This window comes from Vreelandella sulfidaeris (assembly GCF_042429665.1).
In the GTDB taxonomy this organism is placed as follows: domain Bacteria; phylum Pseudomonadota; class Gammaproteobacteria; order Pseudomonadales; family Halomonadaceae; genus Vreelandella.
Map to the genome: position 1 here is coordinate 37,496 of NZ_JBHMAC010000011.1, position 12,919 is coordinate 50,414.

General features: G+C 52.8%; 15 protein-coding genes. 3 read left to right on the forward strand and 12 right to left on the reverse strand.

Annotated elements, in window-relative coordinates; genetic code table 11:
• Positions 1–2: 2 nt before the first annotated feature.
• On the forward strand, positions 3–836 hold the full coding sequence (gene ppsR / locus ACFFLD_RS12060) for a posphoenolpyruvate synthetase regulatory kinase/phosphorylase PpsR (protein WP_386040939.1): 834 nt from the start codon (positions 3–5) through the stop codon (positions 834–836).
• A 54-nt stretch (positions 837–890) separates the two neighbouring features.
• Here the strand turns inward: ppsR and ACFFLD_RS12065 are convergent, their stop codons facing one another.
• From ACFFLD_RS12065 to ACFFLD_RS12080, 4 genes are all read right to left on the reverse strand, one after another.
• The gene (locus tag ACFFLD_RS12065) at positions 891–1,469 is read right to left on the reverse strand and encodes a hypoxanthine-guanine phosphoribosyltransferase (protein WP_386040941.1); all 579 of its coding nucleotides are present in this window, start codon (positions 1,467–1,469) and stop codon (positions 891–893) included.
• Between the two features lie 48 nt (positions 1,470–1,517).
• Positions 1,518–2,546, reverse strand: coding sequence for a beta-N-acetylhexosaminidase (gene nagZ, locus ACFFLD_RS12070; RefSeq protein WP_386040943.1), 1,029 nt, complete (start codon positions 2,544–2,546; stop codon positions 1,518–1,520).
• A gap of 92 nt (positions 2,547–2,638) precedes the next feature.
• Positions 2,639–3,175 carry a L,D-transpeptidase family protein gene (locus ACFFLD_RS12075; protein WP_386040945.1) on the reverse strand — a complete coding sequence of 179 codons (537 nt, stop codon included), beginning with the start codon at positions 3,173–3,175 and terminating at the stop codon, positions 2,639–2,641.
• Positions 3,153–3,830: a TetR/AcrR family transcriptional regulator gene (locus ACFFLD_RS12080; protein WP_386040947.1), complete on the reverse strand. Its 678-nt coding sequence runs from the start codon at positions 3,828–3,830 to the stop codon at positions 3,153–3,155. The genes ACFFLD_RS12075 and ACFFLD_RS12080 overlap by 23 nt, the downstream gene beginning before the upstream one ends.
• 267 nt (positions 3,831–4,097) lie before the next feature.
• On the opposite strand from ACFFLD_RS12080, the gene lexA reads away from it, so the two are divergent.
• Positions 4,098–4,775 carry a transcriptional repressor LexA gene (gene lexA, locus ACFFLD_RS12085; RefSeq protein WP_386040949.1) on the forward strand — a complete coding sequence of 226 codons (678 nt, stop codon included), beginning with the start codon at positions 4,098–4,100 and terminating at the stop codon, positions 4,773–4,775.
• A 22-nt stretch (positions 4,776–4,797) separates the two neighbouring features.
• Here the strand turns inward: lexA and ACFFLD_RS12090 are convergent, their stop codons facing one another.
• A complete protein-coding gene (locus tag ACFFLD_RS12090) occupies positions 4,798–5,469 on the reverse strand; it encodes an energy-coupling factor ABC transporter permease (protein ID WP_386040951.1) in 672 nt (223 codons plus the stop codon).
• 24 nt (positions 5,470–5,493) lie between these two features.
• Positions 5,494–6,348 carry a formyltetrahydrofolate deformylase gene (gene purU / locus ACFFLD_RS12095; protein ID WP_386040953.1) on the reverse strand — a complete coding sequence of 285 codons (855 nt, stop codon included), beginning with the start codon at positions 6,346–6,348 and terminating at the stop codon, positions 5,494–5,496.
• A 240-nt stretch (positions 6,349–6,588) separates the two neighbouring features.
• On the opposite strand from purU, the gene ACFFLD_RS12100 reads away from it, so the two are divergent.
• Complete coding sequence (locus ACFFLD_RS12100; RefSeq protein ID WP_386041538.1) at positions 6,589–8,202, forward strand: ribonuclease J; 1,614 nt, start codon at positions 6,589–6,591, stop codon at positions 8,200–8,202.
• Between the two features lie 94 nt (positions 8,203–8,296).
• Here ACFFLD_RS12100 and moaE read toward each other — a convergent pair whose 3' ends face one another.
• From moaE to ung, 6 genes are all read right to left on the reverse strand, one after another.
• Entirely contained in the window at positions 8,297–8,752 is a 456-nt protein-coding gene (moaE, locus tag ACFFLD_RS12105; RefSeq protein WP_386040955.1) for a molybdopterin synthase catalytic subunit MoaE, read from the reverse strand.
• Between the two features lie 2 nt (positions 8,753–8,754).
• Entirely contained in the window at positions 8,755–9,552 is a 798-nt protein-coding gene (moaC, locus tag ACFFLD_RS12110) for a cyclic pyranopterin monophosphate synthase MoaC (RefSeq protein WP_386040957.1), read from the reverse strand.
• Between the two features lie 5 nt (positions 9,553–9,557).
• Positions 9,558–10,136 carry a molybdopterin-guanine dinucleotide biosynthesis protein B gene (gene mobB, locus ACFFLD_RS12115; RefSeq protein WP_386040959.1) on the reverse strand — a complete coding sequence of 193 codons (579 nt, stop codon included), beginning with the start codon at positions 10,134–10,136 and terminating at the stop codon, positions 9,558–9,560.
• A gap of 57 nt (positions 10,137–10,193) precedes the next feature.
• The gene (locus ACFFLD_RS12120) at positions 10,194–11,426 is read right to left on the reverse strand and encodes a uracil-xanthine permease family protein (RefSeq protein WP_386040961.1); all 1,233 of its coding nucleotides are present in this window, start codon (positions 11,424–11,426) and stop codon (positions 10,194–10,196) included.
• A gap of 86 nt (positions 11,427–11,512) precedes the next feature.
• Positions 11,513–12,142 (reverse strand): uracil phosphoribosyltransferase, encoded by a 630-nt coding sequence (upp, locus tag ACFFLD_RS12125; protein WP_386040963.1) that lies wholly within the window; start codon positions 12,140–12,142, stop codon positions 11,513–11,515.
• Between the two features lie 93 nt (positions 12,143–12,235).
• Positions 12,236–12,919 (reverse strand): uracil-DNA glycosylase, encoded by a 684-nt coding sequence (gene ung, locus ACFFLD_RS12130; protein ID WP_386040965.1) that lies wholly within the window; start codon positions 12,917–12,919, stop codon positions 12,236–12,238.

Consider the following 12,919-nt stretch of genomic DNA (forward strand, 5'->3'; position numbering starts at 1 on the left):
TTATGAAACGCACGGCTTTTTTTATTTCAGATGGCACCGGGATCACAGCGGAAAGCCTAGGACGCAGTCTTTTAGCTCAATTTAGCGATGTTGAAATCGATATGCTGACCAAGCCCTATATCGATACGCTCGAGAAAGCACAAGCGTTAGCCGCCATTATTGAGTCGACCGCCAATCGTGACGGCCATCGCCCCATCATCATCGACACCATCGTTGATCAACAGATTCGTAACGTTATTCGTCAAGCCTCTGGCTTCAAAGTTGATATTTTTTCGACGTTTCTGGAGCCATTAGAGCAGGAGCTGGACACCCACTCCTCCTATAGCGTTGGGCGCACTCATTCGATTGGCAGTGATGACGTCTATATGGACCGCATTCACTCCGTACACTTCGCACTCGATAATGATGACGGTGCCCGCACCCACCAATACGATAAAGCCGATATTATTCTGGTCGGCGTTTCGCGCTGCGGCAAAACACCTACCTCGCTCTACCTGGCGCTACAGTTTGGTGTTCGGGCCGCTAACTACCCGCTAACCGAAGATGATTTAGACGAAGATGGTATGTTGAAGCTACCTAAGGCACTAGCGCCCTATCGGCAAAAGCTATTTGGGTTAACTATTGATGCACGTCGCCTGTCCGCCATCCGCAACGAAAGACGTCCCAATAGCCGTTATAGCTCGATTGACCAATGTCTTCAGGAAGTGGAACAGGCAGAGTCGCTATACCGGACCATGCACATTCCGTTTATTGATGCGACCCGCTTTTCAATAGAAGAAATTTCGACGCGGATGATTGCCGAAACCGGGTTAGCGAGGCGGTTTTCACCTCGCTAAAGCCCCCGGCCCCATTAACTATTCTGGTTTAACAGTGCTGATAGTGCGCCGGGATTACATGCCTTTGGGAGCAAAAATTCCCGGCGCGTTGCGCCAGTAGCCTTTGTAATCCATGCCAAAACCAAACACATAACGGTCGGCAACTTCGAGACTACAGTAATCGGCTTTGAGGCCAGGTACCGCTTTGCGGTTGTGCTGCTTATCAACCAGCACTGCCGTGGTCACACTCGCCGCCTGAGCTTCTTTGCAGTAAGCCAAAATGGCGGCCAAGGTAGCCCCCTCGTCCAAAATGTCATCCACAATAACGACATGACGGCCAGCCATCGGCACTTCGGGCGATACACGCCAAAACAGCTCACCGCCACGCAGCTCATTGCGGTAACGGGTAGCATGTAAATAATCCACTTCCAGGGGGAAACCCAGGCGCGTAAGCAAGTGCCCGGTAGTAATCAAACCGCCATTCATCACACAGTAAAATACCGGAAGTTTATCGCCTAAATCGCGACTGATTGCTTCCGCCATGCGATCTAACGCACGCTCTACCTCTTGCTGAGAAATTAAGCAGTCAGCGTTATCCATCAATTCACGCATCGAGTCCAATGACTCTAACGACGCTGTATCCAACTTTGACATCTAGCAACTCCAGAGCGGTTTAAAAGCGACAAGCTTTTTGAATATTGATTAGGCGTGAGGCGTTGGCTGATCGGCCAATGCCTCCAATTTAGCGTGGGCACGACGCCAACGCCCTAATGCACTCAGTGCATCCAGGTCTGGCCGGGCACGGCTGTAACGCAGCTTGGCGGGGCGTTTATTCTCAACCCCCTTACAGGCCTCCATCACTTCCAGTGCCGCGGCGCGATCATTACATACCAGCAGCATATCGCAACCTGCGGCCAGCGCGGCGCGCGCACGGGCATTCGGATCGCCAGCCTCGTGGGCACCGGCCATACTTAAATCGTCTGAAAACACACAGCCCTTAAAGCCTAATGACTCACGCAGCATGCCTAACCAGTGAGGTGAAAACCCGGCGGGTCGCTTATCGAACGCACTATAAATCACGTGGGCAGGCATCACGCCCTCTAGCTGAGTAGCTAGCTGTGTAAAGGGTATTAGGTCATGCTGTTTAATCACTTCTAGCGGCCGATCATCTACCGGGAGCGCGACATGAGAGTCCGCCGCCACTCCTCCATGGCCGGGAAAATGCTTACCGACAGCGGCCATGCCAGCTTCATGAAGGCCGTGAATAAAGGCACTGCCTAACTGCGCCACCTGGTGAGGATCGCTACTAAAACTGCGATCACCAATCACGCTTGAAACACCACTTTCGACATCCAGCACAGGAGCAAAGCTCAGATCTAGACCGCAAGCGGCCATTTCCATCCCTAACAACCAGCCAGCATCTTTGGCTAACGCAAGCCCTTCTTCCGGGTTCGCATTATAACGCTCGCCGATACGCGCCATGGCTGGCAGGCGGGTTAATCCCTTTTTAATACGCTGAACACGCCCGCCTTCTTGATCGACAGCGAGAAGTAAATCAGCACGCACCCGGCGAATGTCGCTGCAGAGTCGGCGAACTTGATAACCGTCCTCGACGTTACGGGCAAACAAAATAACGCCCCCTACCGTTGGTTCAAGCAGTAAGCGCTTTTCTGCAGCCGTCAATTGCGGGCCTTCCAGGTCGAGCATGACCGGGCCTAACGGTTGAGTCATGGTGATAAGGTCCAATAAAAGGGGCGATGATTCTAGACGATCGTCTCGCGGTGTCAAAGGATGGCTACCCTAAGCGTGGCAATATACCCTAATCAATCAAAGCTCTGACGACCGCCATGCAACCATACCGGGGTGCCGGGCAGCGCCCATTCAAACAGCATGAGCAAATCACTATTGCGTAAACGGATACAGCCATGGGACGCAGCCACACCCATTGGCTGCTCAGGCGGTGTACCGTGCAGGTATATATAGCGCCGCTGTGAATCTACCTGTCCACCGCGATTGACGCCTTTTTCCAACCCGCACAACCAAAGGATACGGGTTAAAATCCAATCACGTTCTGGGTAAGCCTCAGCCAGCGCATTTGAGTATGTTTCCCCCGTCCAGCGGCGTCCTCGAAACACCGCATTTTCCGGCCTATCAGCCCCGATGGCAGAGCGTACATAATGCCATCCATGCGGGGTTTTGCCGCTGCCATTCTGTTCTCCGTTACCAGCAACACCCGTAGAGACTGCACACTCATGAAGCACTTTTTGCCCATGCCAACAGCGCAACTGCTGTTGGGAGGTATCAATCTCTAACCAGATATTATCCGTAGGCGGTAGCTCAGCTAGCGTGGGCGTTCGCATATTTTCCTTCTTCAACGGCTGACGGTAACGGCGCATTCATGGCGGCAACCACCACTGGACGCAACCGCCTTATTAAATCCCTTACGGTCACCTGCTCGTGATAATCCTTTTCAGCAATATCACGTAATGCATCCAGGCCAGACAGCGTAAATATAACGGTGCCAAGCATAAAGTGTAGCCGCCAAAAGCGTTCTGCGTCGGGTAGATCAGGCGTTGCTTTACGCACAAGCTCGGTGAAGCGCGCAAATACATCGCCATACTCTTGCTGAATATGGCGTCTTAGATGGCCCTGTGCCTGGCTATAGGCCAGCCCCAGCAAGCGCATAAAGACTTTTAAACTATTGCGCTCGGCTGGCACTGCCAGAACCGTCGTTGCCATGGTTTCAAGCAATGTTTCAAGAGGAGTGACACCGCCGGCATGATATTTTTCTAACTCATCCAGCGCGGCATGAAAGCGCAGCGAAAAGGGATCCAGGTAGCGGGAGAAAACAGCCTGAATTAATGCTTTTTTTGAACCAAAGTGATAATTCACGGCGGCCAGGTTAACGCGTGCTTTGCTAGTGATGTTGCGCAGCGAGGTTTCAGCAAAACCACGCTCTGCAAACAGCACCTCAGCAGTATCGAGTATACGGGTCACCGTATCAGATTGAGCCATCATGCTCTCCAAAAAAACGGGTGTTTAAAACATTGCAAAATACTATGCCATAAATTTGCCAGGCTCAACGCTTGATTTTTTAACGAATTATGGCGTCATGTATAAGCAAAAAACTGGTTTTAAACGACTAGAAACATTATCGGGAGAGAAAATATATGTAACGACAAGCCATATACTGGACAGAGGAACATACTGTATACTTAACCACTTATTGATTAAGCTGCCATTTACGTTGTCACTGTCTATTCACATTTTAGGGAGGCTGGTATGTCGCGTCCACTAACCGCTCGCCAACAGCATGTATATGATTTTATTGTTAAGACCATGGGCGAATTTGGCTATCCTCCAACCCGGGCTGAAATCGCTAAAGCGCTGGGCTTCCGCTCCCCCAATGCGGCTGAAGAGCATCTGCGCGCGCTAGAGCGCAAAGGGGTGATTCGCATTATCCGCAACACTTCACGGGGCATACGCCTGCCTAACCAGGAGCCTCAGGAAGTCGTTGATACCCTTATAACAACACCAGCCGTTAACACAGATGCCGTGCCTGCAGGACTTCCCGTGATTGGTGAAGTGGCCGCCGGCAGTCCCATTTTGGCTGCTGAACATATTGATCGTTACTGCCCGCTGCCAGCTGAATACTTTACGCCTAAAGCCGACTACCTACTGCGTGTGCGCGGCCTTTCCATGAAGGATATAGGGATTCTTGAAGGCGATCTGTTAGCGGTTCACCGCACCGAGCGAGTCCGTGATGGACAAATAGTCGTAGCGCGTATCGATGATGAAGTGACGGTTAAACGCTTCAAGCGACAAGGTCATCAAGTAACCCTGTTCGCTGAAAACCCCGACTTCGCACCGATTGAAATTGATCTTCGCTCCCAAGCGTTGGATATCGAAGGCGTTGGCGTTGGCGTAATTCGTGGCGGCAACGGCCAAGCCCTCGGATAAACTCAAGCGCCTCAAAGCGAATTTATTGCATATCGATATAGCGGTGGTCATTAAAGGTGGCCACCCAATCTGGGTGATAAACCAGCAGTATGCTAAGTAGCATGCCGGTAATAAACGCCTCGGAAGGCATTAGTAACGGTAAGAAACGCGCATACTCCTGGGCCAGATAAACAGCCTCAGGATCGTTGCTCGCCACGATAATTAACAGCACCGCGGCAAGCCCTCCTGCCAGCGTTGCCAACGCGGCACCCAAAAAACCGCAGGCAAACAGAAAGATCATCAAATTATCCGGCAGGCGGCGATCTACCAGCCGCCATATGGTTCCAGCAATAACGGCCGGAACAATCCCTGTGACCAGCACATTTGGCCCCAGCAGCACCCAGTCATTACGTCCGATTAGCACCATCGCGACATTAATCGCCACATTGCTGATAAGCGCCAGCGGCGCTTTGAAGACAAGGGTCATCAATACCGTAAAAACCAGATGCAGCGTCAGCCAGTCAACCGCCTGAGCCCGTAGCTGCCACATCAACACAACCGCCACGGTTGCCGCAAGCCAGCGATGCTGAAGCCCAGTATCGTTTTTTAACGCTTGCCAAGGCCGCCGACAAAGGGCCCACGCGATCACGCCTAATGAGAGTAACCAGGTAAGTAACAACGCCCATGGCGCGAGCACACTGTGCGCAAATGACATGACGGCCTCTCAGATCAGCAAGCGTTAACTAAAGACCACGGTTTTATTGCCATGGATTAGCACGCGATCCTCCAAATGCCAACGCAAACCACGCGCCAGTACTGATTTTTCAACATCACGCCCAAAGCGGACCAAGTCAGTTGGCGTATGGCAGTGGCTAACACGGTGAATATCCTGTTCGATGATAGGCCCCGCATCAAGTTCCTCGGTGACATAGTGGCAAGTAGCGCCAATCAGCTTCACCCCCCGCTGGTAAGCTTGGTGGTATGGCTTAGCACCGGCAAATGATGGCAAGAAACTGTGGTGAATATTGATCACCCGGCCCGCATAACGAGCGCACAAGTCCGGAGGCAGTATCTGCATGTAACGCGCTAGCACGACACAGTCGGCACGTGCACTATCGATGGTGGCTTGCACTTGAGTGAACGACGCCTGCTTATCAACCGGATCGACCGGTACATGATGATAAGGGATACCATACCACTCGGTCAGCGAACGCATATCGTCATGGTTAGAGATGACGCCGACAATATCAGCGTCCAATTCGCCCGCCTGCCAGCGATAGAGCAGATCCACCAAGCAGTGTGATTCTCGTGAGACCATGAGCACGACCCGGCGACGTTGCTGGGTATCCACTAACGACCACTGCATATTAAATTCAGTGGCCACTGGCTCAAACGCAGTACGCAGTGCTTCCGCCGACATGCCCACTGAATCCGCTAAAATTTCATAACGCATAAAAAAGCAGCCGGTTTCTAAGTCCGAGTGCTGGCTTGCTTCGGTAATGGAGCCACCCTGCTGGGCAATAAAGCTTGATACCCGGGCAACGATTCCCACTTGATCAGGGCAGGACACAACTAAACGATAATAATGAGACATATAACTACTCTGGACCCGTTTCCAAGCTAATGATGACAAACCAGCAAATTAAGCGGTTAACTAAGCTACTAGTGTATCGGAAGGCTATGGAAGATTGTTAGCCGCCCCTGCATTCCCGTATAGTTAAGTTATTATTTTTCAGGCTTGTCATTACTGATGCATTCAACCCGCGTTCAAATTCGTCCCCGTCGTCGCCCCCCGCTGCGCATGCTGCCGCTGGGGGGATGTGGTGAGATTGGAATGAATCTAACGCTCTACGGCTATGACGACCATTGGATTGCCGTGGACTGCGGCATGATGATTCGCCAGGATCTTCCAGACTCTCCGCTACAAGTACCTAATTTCGATACGCCGAGGGCATTAGGCATTACCCCCAAAGCCCTCTTTATCACCCATGGCCATGAAGACCACATTGGCGCGGTCGCCTGGCTATGGCCTTTATGGAACTGCCCTATTTATGCCACTCCACTGGCAGCCGGGCTACTGCGACTGAAGTTTGCCGAACATCAACTGAGCAGTGATGCCATTCACGTCATAGAGCCTGGCGAAGCACTTGAAAGCGGGCCTTTCACGCTGCGTTACCTGCTGTTGACTCACTCCATTCCAGAAAGCTGTGCGCTGATGATGATGGCAGGTGGCTATCGCGTTTTACATACCGGCGACTGGAAACTCGACCCAGAGCCCCTTATCGGCCCGCCGGTAAGTTCGACCCAATTTAAAGCGTTAGCGCCAGTCGATTTAGTAGTGGGCGATTCTACCAATGCGCCCATGCCCGGCCACTCTGGCAGTGAAGGCGATGTTGCCCGCGCCCTGACCAAAACGCTTAGCCAATGTCAGGGGCGTGTCGTCGTCTCCTGCTTTGCCAGTAATCTGGCACGGGTATTGGCAATAGGCCGTGCCGCGCACAAAGCCGGCCGCCGCATCAGCTTGATGGGTCGCTCGATGGAACGAATGGTTAGCGTCGCGCGCGGACTGGGCTATATGGATGATTTACCGCCACTGGTACCCAATCATGACCTAGGCTACTTGCCGGCCAATGAAGTGGTGATCATTGCCACGGGTAGTCAAGGCGAGCCGCGCGCAGCGCTGCAGCGCTTGGCCCAGGGGCGTCACCCGTTTGTTGATCTTGAACCGGGCGATAACGTTATTTTTTCGGCTAAAGCCATTCCAGGTAATGAGCGCCCCATCCAGCAACTCAAAAGCCGCTTTGCGCACTTAGGTGTGCATGTGTTTGATGAGATGAACCATCCTGAGCTGCATGCAACGGGCCATCCGGCGCAAGAGGAACTTATCAAGCTTTACCAGTGGGTTCAGCCCAAACACCTCTTGCCTGTGCATGGGGAAGCACGTCACCAGCAGGCCCATCAGGCCATTGCCACACAGTTGGGTGCAAGCGCCCCGCTGACGCCCGTTAACGGCGACCTGATCTTTTTTGATAGTCATGGTCTACGCTGTGAAGCACGCTACCCGCAGCCTCCCTGCATTGTCAGCCAAAACAGCGTTGTCCCTCATCCCGGCCTGGAAATCAACGACACACGCCGTACCGCTCGCCGAGGCAGCTTGTACCTCGCTCTCCCGGTGACTGCCACCGAGACGGGATGGACACGCATGGGTCGTTTGATGCTGGATACCACTGGCGCCAGCCCGCTCGACGAAGATAGCTTTAGCGACTGGCTGGATGATCAGCTTGATGAGATAGCCGCTGACACCCTCGCCGACCTTCGTCAGGCACTACAGCCACGGCTAGTGCATTGGCTAGCAGAGCATCTACAGCACATGCCCGACATTCATTTACAAATTATGGCCGCCGAAATGTCTGAGTCGGTTTCCATGGATAGCGTGGCCAATCGATGAGCTTCACTACTGGTTGAGCCCGCAAAAGCGGATCAGCTTATGTTGCTTGCCTTGCCGTTGGGGTTAGTCATGAAGCGTCAGTGTTATTACGCTTTCAGCCCCAACGCTCTGCGTCCTGCTGATCGGTGTGACGTTCCTTGACCCAATATTCACCCTGAGTGGAATGCTCTTTTTTCCAGAAAGGCGCCTGTGTCTTAAGAAAATCCATAATAAAATCACAGGCCTCAAATGCATCACGACGGTGAGCGCTAGCCACCAGCACACGCACAATCGGATCACCTGGCGTCAAGTAGCCTACCCGATGAATTATCCGCACGGCCTGCAGCGACCAGCGCTGCCAGGCCTGCTCGCCAATATCAGACAGCGTGCGCTCGGTCATGCCTGGGTAGTGTTCCAGGGTCAATCCGGTGACATCCGGCGTTTCGTTAAAATCACGCACCAACCCGGTAAAACTCACTACGGCACCAATGTCACTACGCTCTGATAACGCGTCGTCATAGCCGTAGTTCATTGTAAAAGGCGAGGCTTGTATGACTACCTTAATATCCAACGCTATCCTCCTGTGACCGGCGGAAAAAACGCCACTTCATCATCGTCGGTGACAAGCGCATCGTCGTTCGCCATCACTTGATTGATAGCACACAGCGTTCGCTGGTCAGTAAGCAACCTAAAGCGTTGGTCGCGCTCAGCCAGGGCGGCTTTTAAGCCATGAATATCGCGACTAGCAAGCTTATCCAGGCTGACGACAGCCTCGCTCTCACCTACACGCTCACGCAACTCGGCCAAAAACTTAACCCGCACACAAGGAGAAGCACAGCGCTGGCCCAAACTCACTTCACCCGCCATGCTATCACCTGTGACAATTGGCGCCTGCGTACGCATTCGTTGGTAATCGCCGCGCTGTCCGCCCTGCTTACTATCCAGTTGGATAGCCTCTATATGCATCCCTTTATCAACGGCTTTACACATATCGTAAAGGGTTAAACAAGCCACCGATACGGCCGTCAACGCCTCCATTTCTACGCCGGTTTGTCCTTTCAAGCGACATAAAGACGTCACGTGAACACAGCTGGCGGCCACATCGACATCGAACTCTACCGACACTTTAGAGAGCGCCAGTGAATGACATAGCGGGATTAGCTCATGGGTTCGCTTTGCCGCTTGAATACCGGCAATACGCGCTGTCGCCAGCACATCACCTTTGGGTAATCCTCCCTCAATAAGTAATGCAAGCGTTTCCGGCTGCATCACTATACGGCCAGAGGCGACTGCCTCACGGTACGTTGACTGTTTGTCGCCTACATCTACCATGTTGGCTTCACCGTGCGCATTTAGGTGGGTTAGCTGCATATTGTTCACCTTTCCTCTCCTGGAGCCAGCAATGTTGAAGCCGATGTGTGATTTTTGGTGCTTACCCAATCGAGTATCCAGCGCGCAACGTCTTTCTCATCATCAAGATTGAGCTCAGCCACCCCATCGCCCAAGGCAATAGGGGCTGGAGCGCTCAATGCGACGGCCTGCACCCACGGGTCGGTTAAAATAGCCTTATCGCCAATGCCGTCGCGATACAGTACCAGCTTGGGTATCGGCCACGCTTTAAAGCCTTCGATAATGATAAGGTCCGGGCAATGCGGGGTCATCATGGCAATGAGCTGAGCCAAGTCGGGCTCTTCCTGGCCCGGCGTTTCCTGCATCAGCGCAAACCGCTGGCGGGACGCTATCAGCACCGGTGCGGCACCTGCACTGCGCAATTTATAGCTGTCCTTGCCAGGCTGGTCTACTTCAAACGAATGATGAGCATGTTTAATCACGGCCACTTTAAGGCCAAACTCCGCCAACCGTGGCAATAATTTTGTTAGCAACGTCGTTTTGCCAGTGCCGCTCCAGGCTGCAATCCCTAGAATGGGAAAAGATGCCGTTATTTCTTTCGTCATGCAGCTGAGCCTCCTGCTTGCCCTTCACTGATATCACCACCGATACGCGGCATTACCTTACTCGCCTTCTTGCTCACTGGGTAACAACCAGTTTAACGCAATACCCACAAGGGCGGCCAAACTCACCCCTTGCAGGGTAAATTGGCCATTTCCAAACTGCATGCCACCGATGCCGAATACTAGGATAAGCGACACAACCACTAAATTACGCGGCGCCGTCAGCGACTGCCCAGCGCGTACCAGTGTGTTCATACCAACGACCGCGATAGAACCAAAAAGCAATGCCATTATTCCCCCCATTACAGGGCCAGGAATGGTCTGCAGCAGCGCGCCGAGCTTGGAAATAAACGCCAGCAAGATCGCTATAATCGCTGCCACTATCATATATTGAGGGTTAAACGCCCGCGTCAGGGTGACAGCACCCGTCACTTCCGAGTAGGTCGTATTTGGCGGCCCGCCAAACAGGGCCGCCACGCAGGTAGCCAACCCGTCACCTAACAAGGTGCGATGTAGACCCGGCTTTTCCAGGTAGTTTTTCCGCGTCACCGAGCCAATCGCCACCATGTCGCCGATGTGCTCAACGGCAGGGGCAATAGCGACAGGAATCATGAACAGGATTGCCGCCCAGTGAAAACTGGGGGCGGTAAAAGCGGGTACCGATAGCCATGCAGCCTCGTGCACTGGCGAAAAATCTACTACTCCCATTATTAACGAGAGTAGATAGCCCGTGACAATACCGCCCATTATAGGTACCAAACGAAGCAGACCTCGACCAAAAACAGCAAGCACCAGCGTCACCAGCAAACTCGCCATCGAGAGAAAAATTGCCGCTCCGTAACTGATATTATCGCTGGTTTCACCCGTTGCCATACTGACCGCTACCGGCGCCAGCGCCAGTCCAATCACCATAATCACCGGCCCCACCACCACTGCAGGCAGCAGACGATGCAGCCAGCCAGTGCCTTTTAATCGAACTGCTTGCGAAATCGCCACATAGACCAACCCTGAGGCCATTAGCCCGCCCATAGTGGCTGAAACGCCAAAATTCGCCACTGAGCCTTGTATAGGTGCAATGAAGGCAAATGATGAGGCTAGAAATACCGGTACGCTTTGCTTAGTCGTGGCATGGAAAACCAGCGTTCCCACCCCTGCCGTAAAAAGCGCAACACTCGGATCAAGGCCAGTCAGAAGAGGTACCAATACCAAGGCACCAAATGCAACAAACAGCATTTGGGCACCCGTTAACGCAATATGGGGCCACGAATCAGCTGGGTGGGCGGCGTCAGACATAAGTGTTTTCCTACGATCAATAGCGTCAGATGTACAAAAAAATGCCCCTAACGCGAAGCGTAGGGGCAATATTAAGTAAAGCAGGCTTAGCGAGTACCGAAAATCTTATCGCCCGCGTCACCTAACCCTGGAACGATATAACCATTTTCATCAAGGCGGTCATCCACTGACGCGGTGTATATTTCAATGTCGGGATACGCTTCCTGAACCCGCTTGATACCTTCAGGCGCAGCCACGAGCACGATTACCTTCATGTGCTCACACCCGCGCTCGCGCAGCATATCGAGCGTCGCTACCATCGAACCACCGGTCGCAAGCATTGGGTCAATCACAATCGCCATGCGCTCTTCAATGTCATTGGCAAACTTGGCGAAGTAGGGAACTGGCTGCAGCGTCTTTTCATCGCGGTAAAGCCCTACTACGCTGACTCGCGCGCTGGGAATCAGATCCGTTACGCCCTCCAGCATACCCAGCCCAGCACGCAGAATAGGCACGACGGTCACTTTTTTTCCCTTGAGCCGACGCGTTGCAATCGGCTCTCCGTTCCATCCCTGAATTTCGTGATCTTCAAGCTCAAGCCCTTTGGTTGCCTCATAGGTCAACAGCTTAGCTACTTCGCCTGCCAACTCACGAAAGCTTTTAGTGCTCAGATCAACTTCGCGCATCAGTCCCAGCTTATGCTGAACAAGCGGATGGTTAATGGCGTAAACACTCATGGGACTTCCTCACTGCAGGGGGTTCAGAATAGCAACCTGGGGGATTCACTAGGCGCAAAATTGCGCACATTCTACCCGCAACTACCAACGAGGTTAAGAGGTTTCGGGCAATTGCCACTCAATGGGTGAGCGCCCTTGCGCTTGGAGAAACTGATTTGCTTGGGAAAAATGTCGAGTGCCGAAAAAACCGCGGTGCGCCGAAAGCGGTGAAGGGTGCGGCGCCTCCAGCACCAAATGGCGATTCTGGTCAATCAACGTCTTTTTTTGGCGCGCATGGCTGCCCCATAAAAAGAACACGCAGGGTGGTGCATGCAGGCTAACGGTTTCAATGGCACGGTCGGTAAATGTCTCCCACCCTTTTCCGCGGTGAGACCCGGCATTGCCCTGCTCCACTGTCAGCGAGGTATTTAAAAGTAACACGCCCTGCTTTGCCCAACTTTCTAAATTGCCATGCTGAACCGGCTTAAAGCCAACATCGCTGACCAACTCTTTATAGATATTGACCAACGATGGCGGCACTTTTACCCCAGGCTGAACGGAAAAACTAATACCGTGCGCCTGGTTCGGTCCGTGATAAGGGTCTTGCCCTAAAATAACCACCTTCACGTTACTCAACGGTGTCAGCTCAAAGGCACGAAACCAATCAGAGGAGTGAGGATAGATAACTTTTTTCGCCGCTTTTTGCTGCGCTAAAAACGCTTTCAATGAGCGCATATAGTCGGCTTGAAATTCATCACCCAGCCACTGATGCCACTCTTCTGGAAGGGGGTTGGTCAT